Source organism: Roseovarius sp. MMSF_3359, from assembly GCF_030733385.1.
In the GTDB taxonomy this organism is placed as follows: domain Bacteria; phylum Pseudomonadota; class Alphaproteobacteria; order Rhodobacterales; family Rhodobacteraceae; genus Roseovarius.
On sequence record NZ_JASHJC010000022.1, the window covers coordinates 1 to 18,469 of the forward strand.

The 18,469-nt window shown below is 60.8% G+C and carries 14 protein-coding genes; 9 read left to right on the forward strand and 5 right to left on the reverse strand.

What is annotated here, in order from left to right; genetic code table 11:
- Nucleotides 1–99: 99 nt before the first annotated feature.
- Complete coding sequence (gatB, locus tag RBB29_RS20800) at nt 100–1,611, reverse strand: Asp-tRNA(Asn)/Glu-tRNA(Gln) amidotransferase subunit GatB (RefSeq protein ID WP_306115317.1); 1,512 nt, start codon at nt 1,609–1,611, stop codon at nt 100–102.
- Between the two features lie 220 nt (nt 1,612–1,831).
- Between gatB and RBB29_RS20805 the strand changes: the two genes are divergently transcribed.
- The 3 genes from RBB29_RS20805 to RBB29_RS20815 all read left to right on the forward strand — a co-directional run bounded on the left by RBB29_RS20805 (nt 1,832) and on the right by RBB29_RS20815 (nt 6,620).
- Entirely contained in the window at nt 1,832–3,256 is a 1,425-nt protein-coding gene (locus tag RBB29_RS20805; protein WP_306115316.1) for a matrixin family metalloprotease, read from the forward strand.
- Between the two features lie 223 nt (nt 3,257–3,479).
- Entirely contained in the window at nt 3,480–4,967 is a 1,488-nt protein-coding gene (locus tag RBB29_RS20810; protein WP_306115315.1) for a matrixin family metalloprotease, read from the forward strand.
- 360 nt (nt 4,968–5,327) lie between these two features.
- On the forward strand, nt 5,328–6,620 hold the full coding sequence (locus tag RBB29_RS20815) for a matrixin family metalloprotease (protein ID WP_306115314.1): 1,293 nt from the start codon (nt 5,328–5,330) through the stop codon (nt 6,618–6,620).
- A 119-nt stretch (nt 6,621–6,739) separates the two neighbouring features.
- Here RBB29_RS20815 and RBB29_RS20820 read toward each other — a convergent pair whose 3' ends face one another.
- On the reverse strand, nt 6,740–7,474 hold the full coding sequence (locus RBB29_RS20820) for a hypothetical protein (RefSeq protein ID WP_306115313.1): 735 nt from the start codon (nt 7,472–7,474) through the stop codon (nt 6,740–6,742).
- A gap of 89 nt (nt 7,475–7,563) precedes the next feature.
- On the opposite strand from RBB29_RS20820, the gene RBB29_RS20825 reads away from it, so the two are divergent.
- Both RBB29_RS20825 and RBB29_RS20830 read left to right on the forward strand, forming a co-directional pair.
- Nucleotides 7,564–7,887: a helix-turn-helix domain-containing protein gene (locus RBB29_RS20825; RefSeq protein WP_306115312.1), complete on the forward strand. Its 324-nt coding sequence runs from the start codon at nt 7,564–7,566 to the stop codon at nt 7,885–7,887.
- Nucleotides 7,888–7,920: 33 nt separating this feature from the next.
- Nucleotides 7,921–8,589 carry an HD domain-containing protein gene (locus tag RBB29_RS20830; protein ID WP_306121215.1) on the forward strand — a complete coding sequence of 223 codons (669 nt, stop codon included), beginning with the start codon at nt 7,921–7,923 and terminating at the stop codon, nt 8,587–8,589.
- 9 nt (nt 8,590–8,598) lie between these two features.
- Here the strand turns inward: RBB29_RS20830 and RBB29_RS20835 are convergent, their stop codons facing one another.
- Complete coding sequence (locus RBB29_RS20835) at nt 8,599–9,879, reverse strand: hypothetical protein (protein ID WP_306115310.1); 1,281 nt, start codon at nt 9,877–9,879, stop codon at nt 8,599–8,601.
- A 110-nt stretch (nt 9,880–9,989) separates the two neighbouring features.
- Here RBB29_RS20835 and RBB29_RS20840 point away from each other — a divergent pair, with 110 nt between their 5' ends.
- Together RBB29_RS20840 and RBB29_RS20845 are read left to right on the forward strand one after the other, a co-directional pair.
- A complete protein-coding gene (locus RBB29_RS20840; protein ID WP_306115309.1) occupies nt 9,990–10,694 on the forward strand; it encodes a transglycosylase SLT domain-containing protein in 705 nt (234 codons plus the stop codon).
- Between the two features lie 183 nt (nt 10,695–10,877).
- Nucleotides 10,878–11,657 (forward strand): universal stress protein, encoded by a 780-nt coding sequence (locus RBB29_RS20845; RefSeq protein WP_306115308.1) that lies wholly within the window; start codon nt 10,878–10,880, stop codon nt 11,655–11,657.
- A gap of 7 nt (nt 11,658–11,664) precedes the next feature.
- On the opposite strand, the gene pepN is transcribed toward RBB29_RS20845, so the two are convergent.
- Nucleotides 11,665–14,256, reverse strand: a complete 2,592-nt coding sequence (gene pepN, locus RBB29_RS20850; protein WP_306115307.1) for an aminopeptidase N — start codon at nt 14,254–14,256, stop codon at nt 11,665–11,667.
- A gap of 293 nt (nt 14,257–14,549) precedes the next feature.
- Here pepN and RBB29_RS20855 point away from each other — a divergent pair, with 293 nt between their 5' ends.
- Both RBB29_RS20855 and RBB29_RS20860 read left to right on the forward strand, forming a co-directional pair.
- Complete coding sequence (locus RBB29_RS20855) at nt 14,550–15,326, forward strand: gamma-glutamyl-gamma-aminobutyrate hydrolase family protein (protein WP_306115306.1); 777 nt, start codon at nt 14,550–14,552, stop codon at nt 15,324–15,326.
- Nucleotides 15,327–15,397: 71 nt separating this feature from the next.
- Entirely contained in the window at nt 15,398–15,826 is a 429-nt protein-coding gene (locus RBB29_RS20860) for a cytochrome c (protein ID WP_306115305.1), read from the forward strand.
- 12 nt (nt 15,827–15,838) lie between these two features.
- Here the strand turns inward: RBB29_RS20860 and RBB29_RS20865 are convergent, their stop codons facing one another.
- Nucleotides 15,839–18,277 (reverse strand): Hint domain-containing protein, encoded by a 2,439-nt coding sequence (locus RBB29_RS20865; RefSeq protein WP_306115304.1) that lies wholly within the window; start codon nt 18,275–18,277, stop codon nt 15,839–15,841.
- Between the last annotated feature and the right edge of the window lie 192 nt (nt 18,278–18,469).

Here is an 18,469-nt window from a genome sequence, read left to right on the forward strand (position 1 = left end):
CTTGCGGGCGGTCTGGCGATCGCGCGGCGGCCTACGGCCTTGATTCCGCGCGGGAGGTGAAAGTCGAACGGCAGCTTCGTCCGCAATGCGGATGCGCGATTACAACCCCAGCTTGGCGCTGACGATCTGGTTGACCGCCTTGGGGTTGGCCTTGCCACCGGTGGCTTTCATCACCTGACCAACGAACCAGCCCGCCAGTTTCGGGTTCTGCTTGGCTTTTTCGACTTGGGCGGGGTTATCGGCGATGATCTGGTCCACCGCTGCTTCGATCGCGTCGGTATCGGTGACCTGTTTCATGCCACGTTCTTCGACAATCTGCGCTGGGTCACCGCCTTCGGTATAGACGATTTCAAACAGATCCTTGGCGATCTTGCCCGAGATGGCGTCAGAGGCGATGAGGTCGATGATCCCGCCCAGTTGCGCGGGGCTGACCGGGCTTTCAGCAATATCGTGATCGTCCTTTTTCAACCGGCCAAACAGCTCGTTGATGACCCAGTTGGCGGTGAGCTTGCCATCGCGCCCCCCGGCGGCCTCTTCGAAATAGGCCGCATTGGCCACATCGGCGGTCAGCACGTTGGCGTCATATTCAGACAGACCGAATTCACCCATGAACCGGGCCTTTTTCTCGTCCGGCAGTTCGGGCAGTGACGCGGCAATGTCATCCACCCAAGCCTGCTCAATCTCCAGAGGCAGCAGGTCGGGGTCGGGGAAGTAACGGTAATCATGCGCCTCTTCCTTGGAGCGCATCGAACGGGTCTCGTTCTTGTCCGGATCGTAGAGCCGGGTTTCCTGCGTGACCTCGCCGCCCGCCTCGACAATCGCGATCTGGCGGCGCGCCTCGTAGTCGATGGCCGCCTGAATGAAGCGCATGGAGTTCATGTTCTTGATCTCGCAGCGGGTGCCGAGATGGCTGAAATCGCCGGTTTCACGGTATTTCTCGTAAGCGCCGGGCAGGCAGATGCTGACATTCACATCGGCCCGCAGGTTGCCGTTCTGCATGTTGCCATCACAGGTGCCAAGATAGCGCAAAATCTGGCGCAGCTTGGTCACGTATGCGGCAGCTTCCTCGGGGCCGCGGATATCGGGGCGCGAGACGATTTCCATCAGCGCCACACCGGTACGGTTCAAGTCCACGAAGGACATGTTGGGGTCCATGTCGTGGATCGACTTGCCGGCGTCCTGCTCCATATGAATGCGTTCGACCCGGACCAAGCGGGCGATGCCCGGCTCCATATCGACAAGGATTTCGCCTTCACCCACCAGCGGCTCGTAAAGCTGTGAAATCTGGTAACCCTGCGGCAGGTCGGGATAGAAGTAGTTTTTGCGGTCAAAGGCCGATTTCAGGTTGATCTCTGCCTTGAGGCCCAGACCGGTGCGCACGGCCTGTTCCACGCAAAACTCATTGATGACCGGCAGCATGCCGGGCATGGCCGCATCGACAAAGGCCACGTTCGCGTTCGGCTCGGCGCCGAAACGGGTCGAAGCGCCGGAAAAGAGCTTGGCATTCGACGAGACCTGCGCGTGCACTTCCATGCCGATCACGAGTTCCCAATCGTGCTTCGCGCCGGCAATCACCTTGGGTTTCGGGCTCTCATAGGTCAGGTCAAGCATGGTTTCGGCCTTTTCGTTTTCCTGTCGCGGTTCTATGCCAGCCCCCCGCCGCGGGCAAGAGGGTGGAAACCTATTGTTTCCGTAACATAGCTGCTGTTTCTGCTGGTATCGGGTGCGGCTCCCGTCTTACTAAACCATGGGAAGAATCGGAGAGTTTGAGTTGCCTAATCTTTTTGGAACGAAATGGGGGAATCCGACAATCGGAACCTCCGGGGGAACAGTGACGTGGAGTATTGCAGGTGCGTTTGAATCGCTGCTGAATTTCGGCATTTTCACGCGGTCGGTGAACGGCAGCAGCTTCATGAATTTCAATTTCACGCAGGAAATCGAGAATGCCTTCGCCCAATGGGCGAGATTCGGCAATATCAAGTTCCAGCAGGTTCCCGATGGCGGTGGTCCCGCGGGCGGCAATGATGATGGCGACATCAGGCTGTTCTTCGGCCATCTGCCCGGGCGGACGCTCGGACTGGGCGCGTTCCCGAGCAATACCGATTTCGGCGGTGACATCCTCCTGGATGTGCGCAACATCTATAACACCAACCGCGAGATATTCCGTGCGCTGGTGCTGCACGAAATCGGTCATGCCCTGGGCCTGGACCATGTGGAGCGGGATTCAATCCTGACGCCGGTCTTGAACCCGAACATAACCCGCCTGCAGCGTGACGACCGCGACGGCATTCGCCAGCTTTACGGTGATCCCGATATCGCGCCATCTTTCACGATCAAGGGTTTTGGCGTCTATCGGCTGGCGGCCAAGAACAACGACTTCATCGTGCAGGGCAACGGCCAGAAAAACATCATCGTCGGGACCGGCGGCAACGATACGCTGGATGGCGGTGCCAATAATGACCGGCTGATCGGTGGCTGGGGTGCGGACGATCTGCGCGGTGGTACCGGGCACGATTTCCTGATCGGACGGGCAGGTGCGGACAGGCTCGATGGTGGCGACGGGTTCGACACCGCGGATTACCGCCATTCGACCACCGGCATTGTCCTCGACATGCTGCAACCCACGGGGACAGGTGGCGATGCCAATGGCGATGTCCTCATTAGCATCGAAAAGATCATCGGCTCGCGCCGTGGCGATACGATCATGGCGGACAATAACGACAACCGTATCGTCAGCCTGAATGGCTGGGATCTTGTCGACGGGCGCGGTGGCAATGACTTCATTAGCGGTTTCTTCGGAAATGACACGCTGATCGGTGGGACGGGCGATGACACCTTGCATGGCGAGGGTGGCAGTGACCTTCTGCAGGGGGGCGACGATAATGACGTCCTGATCGGATCACGCGGCAATGACACGTTGGAAGGTGGCGACGGGGATGATTTCCTGCGCGGTGGCTTCAACAATGACGTGATCAACGGCGGTGCCGGAAACGATGACCTGAAGGGCAACCAGAATAACGATGTCTTTGTCTTCGCGGATGGTCACGGCAGCGATACCGTCGGCGATTTCAACGTCCGGAGCCGTTGGGAATTTATCGACCTGAGCGGTGTGACCGCGCTGGACGACTTTGCTGATGTGCAGGCAGCGGCCACAGACACGGCGAATGGTCTTCTGATCGACACTGGCGGGGGCGACTCGATCCTGATCAGCAATGTTCGGCTGAACATGCTGGGTGCTGACGACTTCCTTTTCTAGGGATCAAACCCCGTCACTCTACTTTTGGTAGAGCGTTTCGGCGGGATTTCGCGGAAAAGCAGGCGGAGGGGAGTTTCGCTTGCTTTCCTTCCTTTGCTCTGCGACGCGGTGCTCTTATTCTTGGGGACCGTCGGGGACTAAGCGTGGATTTTCGCAAATCCGCCGGCGGGTCGGCTTTGACGGTGCTTTTTGACCGGGCCGACGCTGATGACGGAGAAAAGAGATGCCGAACCTGGTGGGGACCAAGTGGGGTGCAAACGGCAATGGTAATCCCGGCGGCGTGATTACGTGGAGCCTGGCAGGTGGTGGCGAAGGCATTGGCCGCTTCGGGGTCGCGGGGCGATCCGTCAACCCCGAGAGCTTTCTGAATTTCGATTTCCGACAGGTGGTCAGCGATGCGTTCGCGGAATGGTCGACCTATGGTGATATCGAATTTGTCCAGGTCGAGGACAGGGGCGGCGCGGCCGGTGCCAATTTCATCGCGGACATTCGTATCTTTTTCGGGTCGATCCCCGGCTCGACCATTGGATGGGCCTATTTCCCGACGCGCCACACCAGCGCCATTGCCGGCGATATCCTGATCGACAGCCTGAGCTCGTTCAACACCAACCAGACACAGTTTCGCGGTCTCATCATCCACGAGATCGGCCACGCGCTTGGCCTTGGGCATGTGTTCGGCGGCTCGGTCATGACGCCGCAGATTTCCCTGGCGACCCTGCAAGCCGACGATATCGACGGCATTCAGCAGATCTACGGGGTGCAGGACGGTGCCGACCCGGTCTTGAACGTCAGAGGCGGCGGTCGGTTCAACATTCTCGAAGGTCTTGACGACCTGACCGTTCAGGGCAACGCCCGCAACAATGTAATCATCGGCGCCGATGGGGATGAGACCATCAACGGCGGATCCGGGGCCGATCGGCTCAGGGGCAAGGATGGCGCCGACGAACTGAACGGCGGCAATGGCAGCGATACGCTTGGTGGTGGCGCCGGGGCCGATGTGATGAACGGCGGCTGGGGCAACGACGTGGCGGATTACGGCGATTCCGCCAGTGCGATCGTTCTCGACCTGCTGGCGGCGTCGGGCACCGCGGGTGACGCCCTGGGCGACACGTTGATCAGCATCGAGCGGATTTTCGGCAGCCTGCATGGCGATACCATTCTTGGGGACAACGACAACAACTTCATTGCCGGCGGTGGCGGCGCGGATACCCTCGAGGGGCGTGGCGGCAACGATGTGTTGAAGGGCAATGCGGGTTTTGACGTCCTGATCGGCGATGACGGCAATGACTTTCTTGTCGGGCATTCGGGGGCGGACCTGCTGCAGGGTGGAAATGACAATGACACCCTGCGTGGCGGTGATGCGAATGACACGCTTGAAGGGGATGCCGGTAATGATGTGCTCGCCGGTGGCATCGGCGCCGACATCATCGACGGCGGGAGTGGCAATGACTGGTTGAACGGTGGCCTTGGCGGCGACCGGTTTGTCTTCGCCGACGGTCATGGCGATGACACCATACGCGGCTTCAACGTGGCCAGCAGGAACGAATTCATCGACCTGAGCGGTGTGAGCGCGCTTAACAGCCTGGCGGATGTCCGGGCGGCGGCGACCAACACGCTCAACGGTGTGCGGATTGATACTGGCGGGGGCGACTCGATCCTCGTCTTCGGGATCGGTTTGAATGCCCTGGGAGCGGATGAATTCCTGTTCTGAACATCCTTAGCAGGAAACAGCCTGTTTCCGGTCGGGAATAGATCGCCCGTTGCCTTGCCCATAACTGCAAGAACAGCCTCGAAAGATTCACGAGAATCACCGGTTTTTGACCGATTTTGAAGCGAACCGCTGCCCCGACGGCAGCGGACCCGTCACTTTCCAAAATCGAAACTTGCGCAAATTACGGCCAAGCCGTGGCGATTCGAGCATATTTCCGCCCTTTTTGGTTAATAGATCGGTCTTCGCTGGCGGATTCCCGCAGGCGCCGAAGGAGACGATGCGAAGGTTGTTGAGTGACGTGTTGTGACGTGTTTAGCACTGTTCTTGGGATGAACGACAAGAAGCATTGAGGTGTCAGAATTGGCAAATGTAGTAGGAACGAAATGGGGGAGCAGCACACTTGGTACCGCAGGAGGCACAGTCACCTGGAGTATCGTAGGCGCTGGAGTAGACATTTCGCGCTTTGGCGTAAGCACAAAAACGTCGGTCTCGGGGAGCTCATTTCTCGACTATAACTTCACCCAGGTCATCGCCGGCGCATTCGCGCAGTGGTCGAAATACGGGGACATCGAATTCAAGCAGGTTGCCGATGGCGGTGGCGCTGCAGGGGTCGGCAAGGACGCCGATATCCGCATCTTTTTCGGCGAAATTCCGGGCAGCACCGCGGGCTATGCCTTCTACCCGTCGTCATATGGATCGGCGATCGCCGGTGACGTGTTGCTCGACACGCTGGATAGGTTCAACAACGACCAGGCGCTTTTCGAAGCCGTCGTGCTGCACGAGCTTGGTCACTCGCTTGGCCTGGGCCATGTGAGCGGCAATTCGATCATGACAGCGACGGTGCGCAAGATCGGCCTTCAGGCGGATGATATCGCGGGCATTCAACAGATTTACGGCGTTCAGGACGACGCGCCTGCGCCGCCGCCGGACAATGGCGATAATGACAATACCGGTGGCAATGACCACGACCATGATCATGACCACGATCACGATCATGACCACAATCCGGATCCGCAGCCGCCGACACCTCCGGCACCGCCTGCGCCTCCGACACCGCCGGCCCCTCCGGCACCGGACCCCGATGATGGCGGGCAGCGCCTGGTCGGCACAAGTTCCGGCGACACGATCCGTGGCACCGAGGGCGAGGACACGATGATCGGGCGATCCGGTTTCGATCGGCTCTATGGCGGTAATGGCGATGACCGTATCGAAGGCGGTGACGATCGCGACAAGCTCTATGGTCAGAACGGTGCCGACGATCTGCGTGGCGGAGACGGCAAAGACCTGCTGAAAGGCGGCCGTGGCTTCGACAAGCTCGACGGTGGTGACCAAAACGACGTTCTGCGCGGTGAATGGGGCGAAGATACCCTTGATGGTGGCGCCGGTGACGACTGGATGCATGGTGGCAGCCATGCGGATATCTTCGTCTTCGACGATAACAACGGGATCGATTCGATCCGGGATTTCAACGCCCGCAATTCGAGCGAAAAGATCGACCTCAGCGCGCATAGCCGATTTGACAACTTCCAGGATGTCCGCGACGCGGCGCATCAGCATAACAAGCACACCATCATTGATACTGGCGGTGGTGACATGATCTTCCTGTCATTCGTGAAGCTGAGCGATCTGGATGCCAGCGACTTCATCTTCTGAAGATCACGGCGCCTTCCTAGCGCACCCCTGAAACTGCGAACGCGCGCGTCCTTGATCGACGCGCGCGTTTGGTTTTTGGGGGCGCAGGCAGGCCAGGATTGCCCCGGCCTGCCGCGTCATCAGGCCGCCGCCGGTATTGCGGAGGAGTGGCGGAGCCTGCTGATCAAGATCAGGTGGAAAGCCAGGAATATTGGTACGAAGAAGCCGGGAAACAGGGCAAGGGGATGCAGGTTGATGATGTTGGGTGCCTCATGCGCCCAAAGATGCGCGAAGCCTTCCGAGGTGGTGATGCCCATGAAAACGGCCACGACAAAATCGCCGATGCCGATCACATTGGCCTGGACCAGTTTGCGCCGCGCATCGGGCGCGTTTCGGCGCACAGCCTGCCACGCCTGATACCCTGCGATACCCGCCCAGATATCGCCCAGTCCCGCAAGCAGGGCAAATTGCCAGGGGATCACGCCCGCGGCCCATCCCAGCAGGAAAAGCGCCCCCATGACGCGGGGGATCTGGAACGCCGCAAGCAGGCCGAGATCCAACCGGTCGGTCACGGCCCGTCCGATCGCCGTTAGTCTTGCCAGGGCCCAGAGTGTGAACGCCCCGCCAAAAAGGAACGCCAACACGATGGGCGGTTCAGCCAGCGTTGCCGGGACATTGAAGACATTGGTCTGCGACATGTGGTTGGCGATCGCATACCACGCCCCGAGCAGGATCGCCGGTACAAGAACGGCCACCCGCGTCTCGGTCGGGGATAGGCTGGCCTGCGTGGCGCCCATGGTCACGAGTGCAACCGCCAGCGCCGGCAAGAGCACAGCGAAGAAATGGACATACCCAAGAAAGAAAACGTCAAGCATAGCGAACTCCTTATTCGATACGTTTTAGCTAGTAACTACTATAATTATAGTCAATTCACATTTTGAACAAACGCGCTATATTGTCCTCCATGGCAAAGCGTAGTCGCGATAACTGCCCCATTTTGCGGGCAACAAATTTCATTGGAGATCAATGGTCTATCCTTATCCTGCGGGAGTTTTTCCTCGAAGGTGCGCGGCGTTTTCAGGACCTGCAGGATGTGCTGAATGTGTCGCCCAATACGCTGTCGGGCCGTTTGAAACGCCTCGAATCAGGCGGCATACTTGTGCGCCATCAATACTCCACCAACCCGCCGCGTTCGGAATATCGCCTGACCGACAAGGGCAGGGCATTGGCGCCGGTCATGAACGCCCTGCATGATTGGGGCACGGCCCATACCGATGACTTGCCGTGATCGATGCGCGCCAAATTGCGGCGGCATGACGGTATGATTGATCCCACCTGTTTCGCGCCACATGAACGGATCGCGGGCGATTTGCTCCCGGTCATAGCGGAGGCCGCGGAGGATGGTTCTCATGATCTTGGCCACATCCTGAGGGTCTGGCGCAACGTGCAGCGGATTTCCCGGGCGGAAGGCGGGGATCAGGAGATCCTCGTGGCTGCCACGATCCTGCACGATTGCGTGGCTGTTTCCAAAAACACTCCTCAACGATCGTCGGCATCCGCTCTTGCGGCGCAAAAGGCGAGTGATGCGTTGCGGACGCTTGGGTGGCCGGAGGACAGGATCAGGAGCGTGTACCATGCTATTGAAGCACATAGCTTTTCCGCCGACATCATGCCGCAGACCGTCGAGGCGATGATCCTTCAGGATGCGGACCGTCTCGACGCAATTGGCCATATCGGCATCGCGCGATGCTTCTACGTGGCCGGGCGGCTTGGCACGGGTCTCTATGACCCGGACGACCCGAGGGCGGAAAACAGGACGCTCGATGACCGGCGATTTGCCATTGACCATTTCAGGACGAAGCTGTTGCGGCTTTCGACGTCATTTCAGACGGCAACGGGTCGGGCGCTGGCGGCTGAACGTCACAAGGTGATGTGCGCGTTTCTTGATGGGCTCGAGGCTGAAATTGCGGTGCAGGCGGACACCCCGTGACCGATTGGATCACAGCGATGGCAGCCGGTACATCCCCGCCGTGGAAAACGCGATGGAGTACCCGTTGGCAATGTCGTCGGCAAAACGTTCGGCGATGACCCTGAGCGCGGTTTGACGTCCCTTGGCGACAAGAGCGCGACGCGAGGGCAGGGGTGGCGTCAGGCCGGGGCTGAGGAGCGTCTGCGACCAGATCAGCGGATGCAACTCCTGCAGATGGCAGGTCAAGATGTAGTCAAGAAACTGGTGCAGCTGTTGCCGCGTGGTGCGGGCGGAGGCGGACAGGTCCTTCGCGCCCTTCGCCTCGGGGCTCATGGTGATCGCACAGAATGATGCCAGAAGGTTGGTCACGTGCTGATCGGAGCGCCGCATCAGGATGTCTTTCATGCCTTCGATGAAGAAATCGCAATCGAGCAGGTCAATCGCACCGGTATCAAGCGCCAGCGCATCGAAATAGACCCATGTATATGCCCCGGCTCCCCAGATATCCCCGGTGCGGGCCGCCGTGCGCCGCGCCTCCAGCTCCAGGCGTTTGTGATCGCCGTAATAGGCCGGCAACAGGTGCTGCCCCAATGCGCGCATGTGGCGGGGGCAATCGGGGTCGAGGTCGATCAGGGTCTCGTAATCATCGGCAACCCGGTTGCCAGGCTGACGGCGCGATGCCAGCAGGGCGCATTGCGCCGCGGCCAGAGACGGGGCGTCAAGCTCGACCCCGTCAAAGGTGCCAAGGATATCTTCGGCGCGTTTGAAATGCTCTTTGAACTTGAGAAGATGACCGCTGCCATCCTCTTCCGGCGCCGTGTTGCGCCAGGCCCAGCCGATGTCGATATGCGCGAGCGCCGTGACCAGGGCGCAGGCGTAGTCGCCGTAATTCTCCGCCAGCATCTCTTCGAGCGCATTGATGCCTTCCATGCTGGGGTCCGCCTCGTCGTAAAGCGCGTCCTCGGTCACCGCGACCACATCGCTGCGCGCCCCGAAAGCGAGCAGCATCGCGGCGGATTCGCCCCCCGGGGTGCTCAACCGGCAATCTTCCGCATATTGGATCTGATCCGACAGTTCCTCCCAGTTTTCCTGCCGGGCCAGTTTCTGACCCCGATCCTGATGGGCGGCACGGGCCATCTCTTCGTCGGTGACCGGAAGCGACGGCAAAATGACATGTTTGGCAAGAAGTTCGATGTCGATTTGCGGCTTCTTGCGGGGATTGAGGCCGCCAACGCTGTCGGGCAGCGCCGTCTTGAGGGACTTGAACACAGAGCCAGCAAGCGACTTGCCGGTGTCGAACGGGGTCTTCATGGAGGCTCCAACTCGTTAACCTTGTTGCACAATGCCCGCGTTTGTGGGCCAAAACATGACAAGCCTTTGGTCTTGGCGGGGAAATTCGCGGGCCGGGCAGGGGCGTTGCCTTGCGCGCACAAACCAGCCAGAATGCGGGGATGAAACGTGTCGCTGCCCTTGTTTTGCTGGCTTTCTGGCCGGGATTCGCGCTTGCCGTCGAAACCGGCGCCACCGAATTTGCCATGTCAAAGCCCAAACCACCCGAGAGGACGGGCAATTTACCGCGCACAAGGTGGGAAAACCGTCCCGAGGCGCAGCTTTGGACCCGCGCCGCGCTGTCGGCGCTCAAGGAACACGGCGCCCGGCTGCCGCAAACGGTCCCGCGTGACATCGAAGCCTGGTGTCCGGCCTATGCCGGGGCGGACGAGGCGCAACGCCGTGCCTTCTGGGTTGGGCTTCTGTCGGCGCTGGCCAAGCACGAAAGCACCTTCAGGCCCCGTGCGGTGGGCGGCGGCGGCAAATGGTTCGGCCTGGTGCAGATCTCGCCGGGGACGGCACGCGGTTACAACTGCCGGGCGCGCTCGGGCGAGGCGCTGAAGAAAGGCGCGGCAAACCTGTCCTGCGCGATCCGCATCATGGCGGTGACGGTACCCCGCGACGGTGTCGTGTCACAGGGCATGCGCGGTGTGGCCGCCGATTGGGGCCCGTTCCACAACCGCAAGAAACGCAACGACATGATGCAATGGACCCGCAAGCAGACCTATTGCAAACCGATGAACGCCGTCCGGCCGAGAACACGGCCCATCGAGGTCGCAAGCGCGACACTTGAGTGACCCCGGATTTCGGGCTGTCCGCGCAGTTCTGAGCCGTCCGGTGACTTGCATTTCAGGACCCGCATATCTGTAACCATCGCGTAAAAAACGATGGCCGCAATCGGTCGTGATCTTGTGACCCGCCTGAGATTGCATAGATGAAAGACAGGTCAAAAAACACTTTATGCGGGAGAATTTGGATCAATGAAGAGCATTCTGGTCGCCAGCGACTTGTCGGAAAGATCACGGTCGGCGGTGCGCCGGGCGGTCAACCTTGCCGCGGATGCAGATGCTCGTCTTACCGTGTTGCACGTGGTGGACGCGGCCATCCCCGACACCCTGGCGCAGCAGGTTGAGGTCGGCGCCAAAACGATCCTTTCCGAACAGGTGGCGGCGGACATCGGTGACCGGTCGGTCACGTCGGAAGTCACGGTGGTGACCGGCGACGCCGTTGAGGTCATCAACGAGGCCATCGACACCTCCGAGGCCGAACTCTTGGTCGTTGGCCTGCACCGCCGGCGGCGGTTTCTCGACCAGGTCAGGGAAACGACGATGGAGCACCTGATCCGCGCCAGCCGCATTCCGGTTCTCCTGGTGGCCGGGGAGGGGGCCGAGCCCTATGCGGGCGTTTTGGCCGGGGTCGATCTTTCGAAGATATGCGCCGCAGCCCTCCACAGCATCCCGACGGTTGCGCCAAAGGGGAAACTCAGCCTTTTTCATGCCCATGAAGTTTCCTTCGGGCAGGAGGCGCGGCGTGATTACGAGACGTGGAAAGCCATGTTCCCGTTGCCCCAAAGCGCCCCCGCGCCGCAGTTTTTCGAAGGGTCGGCCAGTGATGCGCTGCATGCGTTTCTCGACACGAAACACCATGATCTGCTGGCGATTGGCGGACATACAAGGTCCAACGCCGCGCGCTACGTCCTTGGCGGTTTCACCTCGGGCCTTATCCGAAATCCGCCATGTGACCTTTTGATCGCCAAATGACGGGGGGTCACGCCGCTAGGATGCGCGTGACCATTTCGGTGGTGTCACGGCTGAGGTTCGGGGTGTCGAGGATACGTTCGAGTTGCGCCTTGATCCGGGCCTGCCGATCCGCGTCATAGCGCCGCCAGGTCTCGAAGGCGGAACACATCCGTGCGGTGGTCTGCGGGTTCAGGGGATCAAGCTGGATCAACCAATCCGCCAGCAGGGCATATCCCTTACCGCTGGCGTGATGGAAACCCGCGGGCGAGGCCGTCAGCCCGCCCAGGGTCGCGCGGAAGCGGTTGGGGTTTTTCATCGTGAAATCAGGATGTTCGGTCAGGCGCGCGGCGGTGGCTGCGGCCTCGGCCGGATCGGCATGCAGGATCTGCAGCATGAACCACTTGTCGATCACCAGCCGGTCATGCTGCCATTGATCGTAGAAGGCGGCGGTGGCGGCTTCACCCTTGCCAGCCTGGAGCAGGCAGGACCAGGCCGCCAGTTGCTGCGTCATGTTGGCCGCGCTGTCATATTGCCGTTGCGCCTGCGCCCCGCCATCGAGGCGCGTGATCATGCCGAGCGCCGCATTGGCCAGCGCCCGGGCGCCTGATTGCGCGGCGTCGGGGCGGTAGGGCTCGGTCACCTGGTATTGCGCGTAGAGCCGCGGCGCGAGGTCCTGCAGCGCCTGGGCCTTGGCCTGGCGCAGGGTTTCCAGCGCCTCCCAGATCGCCTGCGGATCGGGCGTGTGCCCGGCATCAAAGAGCGTCTGCGCCAGATCGTCCTGACTGGGCAGGCCGAGGGCCAATGCGCGGAAGGCCGGATCGAGGCTGTCATCCCGCGCCATGGTCTGCACCGCGTCGAGATAGGCGCCATCAGGTACGGCCCCGTCGCGGATCATCGCGATCAGCCCGTCACGCGCCAGATCGCGCCCGGCCTCCCATTTGTTGAAGGGATCCGTGTCATGGGCTAACAGCGTCGCAAGTTCATATCCGGCATATGATGTTGATCTCGTTGCAATAATCGGCGCAGAGAAACCGCGATTGAACGAAACGATTGGTGGGAGTGGCATCCCACTGGCCAATGCTTCTTTTGGCGGCTCGGAAACCTCGAACTCAAATACTTGCTCTTGCTCAGTCATTTCAAAGATTTGAGTCGGCGCCGCTTCAGTGCCATCATCATGCAGTGCGCCCAGGGCAATTGGTATGTGCAAGGCCGCCTTCTCAGATTGTCCAGGTGTTGGTGGTGTTGATTGTTTGATTGTCACCGATACGTTCGCTCCGTCCCAATCATCACTCCATATCAGTCGCGGCGTGCCAGCCTGTTCATACCAGCGTTTGAATTGGCTGAGATCACGGCCGGTCGCATCCTCGAAGACCTTCAGCCAGTCTTCGATCGTGGCAGCATCGCCGTCATGCCGCTCGAAATAGAGGTCGAGCGCCTTGTAATAAGCCTCATCGCCCACCAGCGTCTTGAGCATCCCGATTAGTTCGGCGCCTTTTTCGTAGACCGTGGCGGTGTAGAAATTGTTGATCTCGACAAAGCTGTCGGGCCGGACGGGGTGGGCGAGCGGGCCGTTATCCTCGCGGAACTGACGCGCGCGCAGTGCGATCACGTCCGAGATGCGTTTGACCGGCGCCGAGCGCATGTCAGACGTAAATTGCGCGTCGCGGAAGACGGTCAGCCCCTCCTTGAGGCAGAGCTGAAACCAGTCGCGGCAGGTGATGCGGTTGCCCGTCCAGTTGTGGAAATATTCATGGGCGATGATCGCCTCGATCCGCTCGAAATTCATATCGGTGGAGGTCTCGGGCGAGGCCAGCACAGCCGACGAGTTGAAGATGTTCAACCCCTTGTTTTCCATTGCCCCCATGTTGAAATCATCGACCGCAACGATGTTGAAGATATCAAGGTCGTATTCGCGGCCATAAACCTCTTCGTCCCATTTCATGCTGTCCTTCAGGGCCTGCATCCCGAAGGCGCATTTGCCCTCATCCCCGGGCCGGACCCAGATGTTCAATTCGACATCGCGGCCCGCTTTCGTGGTGAAACGATCCGGGTGATTGACCAGATCGCCCGCGACCAGCGCGAAGAGATAGGCGGGCTTGGGCCAGGGATCATGCCATTCGGCAAAGCCTGCACCTGCGTCGCCGGGATTGCCGTTTGACAGCAGGATCTTTTCGTCCCCTTCGATGCGCACGCTGAACTTCGCCATGACGTCGGGGCGGTCCGGGTAATAGGTGATCTTGCGGAACCCTTCGGCCTCGCATTGGGTGCAATACATGCCGTTCGACATGTAGAGCCCTTCGAGCGCGGTGTTGGTCGCGGGCGAAATCTCGACCTCCGCCTCCCAGGTGAAGGGTGCATCTGGCGCGGGGCAGGTCAGGCCGCCTTCGGTGATCTCGGGCGTGATCTCCGCACCGTCGATCGCGGCACGGATCAGGGTCAGTTCTTCGCCGTGCAGAAAAAACCGTCGATCGGTGGCGTCCGGGTTGGGGCGGAAGGCGATGCGGGAGAGGACACGGGTTTTCGTTGGATGCAGGCGAAAGGTCAGCTCGACCTCGTCGATCGCGTAGCCGAAGGGGTTGTAATCCTTGAGATAGATGGTCTGGGGGCTGGCATCGCGCATCTTCTCGGGTCTCCTGTCACCGGGTCGGCACAGGTTTACCGGAATGCGGCGCGGCTGCAAGGTCGGGTGGTGTGGACGACGGCAACCCGCCTGACCGGGATGCTTGTGGCCAGGGCAGGGACGCCTGCGGGCGCAACGCCCGGCGCGACACATGCCGCCGCCCACGCGCCAACCCTAGGGGTGCTTTGGTTACCACTCGGTGCACAGGCGCGCGGAAACCTGTGCGGTGATTGATGTTTTGTTATCAATTTGCCAGATATACCGTGTAGGTGGAGAATGATCAGGGGTAAACGATGGCGCGCGCAGTAGTCGGCATTATCGGTAACAAATACGATTTGGAAAACCGCTATATGGTTCACGCCAATGGCGAGATGAATTCGCAGGCGATTGCCCATGTGGCCGATTGCGTGCCGTTGATCGTCCCTTCCGATCCGACGCTGGCGCAGGTCGAAGATCTGCTCGAGGTCTGTGATGGCTTCCTGCTCACCGGCGGGCGGCCCAATGTCCACCCCGAAGAATATGGTCACGAAGAGACTGAAGCGCATGGCGCCTTTGACCGGGCGCGCGATGCGCTTTGCCTGGAATTGGTGCGGGCCTGCGTGACGCGCGGGCAGCCGGTCCTCGGCATCTGCCGCGGGTTTCAGGAGGTGAACGTGGCCATGGGCGGCACGCTGCACCCGGAAATCCGCGACTTGCCGGGCCGGGACAATCACCGGATGCCCCCCGATGGGACGCTCGAAGAGCAGTTTGCCCTGCGCCACACGGTTAGTTTCACCCCGGGCGGGCCGTTTCACCGGCTGATGGGTCAGACCGAGGTGATGACGAACACGCTGCACGGGCAAGGGATCGAGGAGGCGGGCGACCGCATCGTCGTTGATGGATGGGCCGATGATGGCACGCCCGAGGCGATCTATATCGAAGGGGCCAAGGGCTTTGCCCTGTCCGTTCAATGGCATCCCGAGTTCAACGCGGTGAATGACCCGGTCAGCCGGCCGCTTTTTTCCGCCTTCGGGGATGCGGCGCGGGCATGGTCCGCGGGCCGCACGGCACCAATCCTGAAATCCGCCTGAAAACCCGCTTGACCTTCCCCCTGCTGGACGGCGCAGACACGCCGGTGAGCTGACATTTTGGGGGACATACAATGCGAACTCTGCTCATTGGGGCGTTGATTGGTGCAATTGGGCTTGGGGCCTGGGTTTATGTCGGTCCTCGGGAAAAAACCGGGGCGGGGGGCCAGACACCAGGTACCGGGGCGGAAATGGTGGCCGTGACACTGCCCGCGCTCACGGGCGAAGCGGCGCTTGGCGCCAATGCTTTTGCCGGGCTTTGCGCTGCATGCCATGGACCGAATGCCGGCGGGATCGACGGTGCCGGGCCGCCGCTTGTTCACCGCATCTATGAACCCGGCCACCATGGAGACGGCGCCTTCCTGCGGGCGGCACGCCAAGGCGTGCGGAGCCATCATTGGCCGTTTGGGGATATGCCGCCTGTCGAGGGCGCGACCGATGCCGATATTCGGGCCATCATCGCCTATGTCCGCGCCGTGCAGATGGAAAACGGGATTTTCTGAAACCCCCGAAGGTTAGGCCGCCGACCGAACGGCCGGATGCGCCACCTCGGGCATCAAAAGTCGCGCTTCATGGGCCTTGAGGCAGGTCCGCGCCGTGTCGCCATAGGCGCCAATGTTGGACCGCAATTCCGGAAACAGCGCGAACATCTCTTCGCGGGACTGGTCCGAAATCGCCGAGATGCCGATATCGCCCGCATGAAAGCTCTCGGTCGCGGCGCCATCCGCGTAGATCACCTCGTGTTGGTCGAACATCATGTGCAGATACGTGACCGCGGCGCAATCGACCTGACGGATGTTCAGATCATTGACGAGGTGTTTGGCCGCCACAAGCACCTCCGACGTGCCAAAAAGCAGCTCGGCGCGGTAGCCCGTAAACAGGAACCGATGCTGAGGCGAAACGGTAAGCCGCCGCGTCTGGCCATCGAGCGCCCCGGCATCCAGCGTCACTGGCGCGAACCGGCCAAGCCCCGGCACGGTCCGGCGACCAAGCCAGCGGATCGGCTGCGGCCCGTGATCGCGGGTGACCACCATGTCACCAGCCTTTAGGGTTTCGACCGCCCGCAACCCACGCGGCGTAAGGATGCGCGCGCCCGGCGTGAAGCAGATAATGTTCTCGATCTCCGAGAAGGTTACCACCGTGCCATCGGCCATGGTGAAATTGCCCGACAGGCCGCCCGCCGCGTCATCGGTATTGGTAAAGGTGATATCGGCCAGTGAAATGTCCGACGTCAGTTGCAGCGTGTCGCCGTCGGTCTCGTCGCCCTCGCCACCCACAATCGTGATCGCATCATTGCCGGCTTCACCCAGGTCGGTCAGGGTGAAAAAATCGTCTCCATCGCCGCCCTCGGCGGTATCGCCCTGCGCCACCTGGAACGTATCGTCCCCGGTACCGCCGGTCATGCTGTCCGAGCCAAGCCCGCCGATCAGGCTATCGTCGCCGACCCCGCCATCAAGCGTGTCATCGGCCAGGCCACCGTCGATCGTGTCATTGCCAACCCCGCCCGACAGGCTGTCCTGGCTGCCGCCGCCGCCGCTGTCGGTGATGAGGTCATCACCGTCGCCACCATCGACCGTGTCGTCACCATTGCCGCCGTCAATCGTGTCATTGCCGGCTTCGCCAAATATGTTGTCAGCCCCGCCGCCCCCTTCGATGCTGTCATCCCCATCCTCGGGGGGGACCGCGTCGAAATGGACATCGGTGATGTTGATGCCGTGGGTGCCGTCCTGACCGTTGGAATAGATGATCTGGATCTGCGACACCGGTCCGGCAATTTCGATCAGGGCCGAGCCGTTGGCATCCTCGGGATCATCCAGCGCACCGCCCGCGGTGATCGTGTTGCCGACAACCGTATCGTCCCCCTCGGGCGTGATGGTGACCGTGACCGGATTGCCGTCGGCGTCAAAGGCGTTGACCGTGACCGTATCGGTGTGATTGCCCGCAAAACTGTCGATGTCGTTGATGCGGAAGCTGACATTTTCAACCTCATCCGCATAGGTGCTGCCGGGGGCGGCGGCGAAGTCGATTGTCGTGGTCGAGGTATCCGCATCGCCATCGCCGAACATCGCCAGTGACGAGGTCGTGTTGAACGGCTCGCCGGTGTCTTCGTATTGCGTGTCTGTGCTTTCGACGGTGAAGGTCGCGTTGTTGTTGCCGTCATCGGTGAAGCTGACCGAAACTTCGATTTCGCCGGTGATCTGGGTGACCCCGCCCGATATATCGGCCTCGTCATTGTCGACGGCTTCCCAGTTCAGGATTTCGGCGGAGGTCGCCGAAATCCCATTGTCGCCGCCATAGATCGTGTCCGCACCGCTGCCACCGATGAGGGTGTCGGCACCGCCGCCGCCTTCGATCGTATCATTGCCCGCACCACTGACGACACTGTCGTCGCCATCACCCGCCTGAATACTGTCATTGTTGCCGGCGCCATTGACGCTGTCATCGTCGAAATCCGAATAGCTACCGTCAATCGTGTCATCGCCGGAGGTACCGTTGACGATCGTGTCCGTGCCGACATAGTTCGAGATGTTGAAGCCCGGATCGCCCGCGGTGACGTCGGGGTTGGTGTCGTGGGCCACGACCTCATAGGTTCGGCCGGGGATGAGGGGGCGTTCGGACAGGGTGTAGAAGCCTGTTGCGGCGCCATTTTCGACTTGGAACTGCGAAACGTCGAAGGTTTCGCCCGTTACCGTATCGCGGATCGTCCAGCTTTGTTCGGCATCGACGTTCGATCCGGTGGAGGTGTTGCCACCGATCGTGACATCTGCGGTGGCGGTTTCCGCGCCGTTGTTGTCATCGTCGAGCGTGTAGCCCTGAAACGTGGCTTCATTGTCGGTGATCGTCGCGGTGCCGTCCTGGTCCGCAGGGCCAGTCCAGTTGAAGGTCGACCCGGTCGCCGTCGTGAAGATCGTCGTCGGATCAACGTCATAGATGCCAACCGTATATGTAGGCATGTATTTCTTCTCCTGTTTCGCATGTGCCGCGACATGCGCCTGCTCTTCGTTTGCCCGTTTTCCTAGGTCAGGTGCCCGAAGGCCCCATTGTCTACACGGTCAGCGTAGCGCGCCGGTGCGGCGCAATTACGTGGCCAATGAGGCAAAATTTTGTCGATTGTTTCCGAAACTGTGGTTTTCCGTATCGCGTCC

Coding starts and splice junctions, on each gene's coding strand:
- gatB (WP_306115317.1), bottom strand. CDS start 1,611: ATGCTTGACCTGACCTATGAGAGCCCGAAACCCAAGGTGATTGCCGGC.
- RBB29_RS20810 (WP_306115315.1), top strand. CDS start 3,480: ATGCCGAACCTGGTGGGGACCAAGTGGGGTGCAAACGGCAATGGTAAT.
- RBB29_RS20820 (WP_306115313.1), bottom strand. CDS start 7,474: ATGCTTGACGTTTTCTTTCTTGGGTATGTCCATTTCTTCGCTGTGCTC.
- RBB29_RS20825 (WP_306115312.1), top strand. CDS start 7,564: ATGGCAAAGCGTAGTCGCGATAACTGCCCCATTTTGCGGGCAACAAAT.
- RBB29_RS20830 (WP_306121215.1), top strand. CDS start 7,921: ATGATTGATCCCACCTGTTTCGCGCCACATGAACGGATCGCGGGCGAT.
- RBB29_RS20835 (WP_306115310.1), bottom strand. CDS start 9,879: ATGAAGACCCCGTTCGACACCGGCAAGTCGCTTGCTGGCTCTGTGTTC.
- RBB29_RS20845 (WP_306115308.1), top strand. CDS start 10,878: ATGAAGAGCATTCTGGTCGCCAGCGACTTGTCGGAAAGATCACGGTCG.
- pepN (WP_306115307.1), bottom strand. CDS start 14,256: ATGCGCGATGCCAGCCCCCAGACCATCTATCTCAAGGATTACAACCCC.
- RBB29_RS20855 (WP_306115306.1), top strand. CDS start 14,550: ATGGCGCGCGCAGTAGTCGGCATTATCGGTAACAAATACGATTTGGAA.
- RBB29_RS20860 (WP_306115305.1), top strand. CDS start 15,398: ATGCGAACTCTGCTCATTGGGGCGTTGATTGGTGCAATTGGGCTTGGG.
- RBB29_RS20865 (WP_306115304.1), bottom strand. CDS start 18,277: ATGCCTACATATACGGTTGGCATCTATGACGTTGATCCGACGACGATC.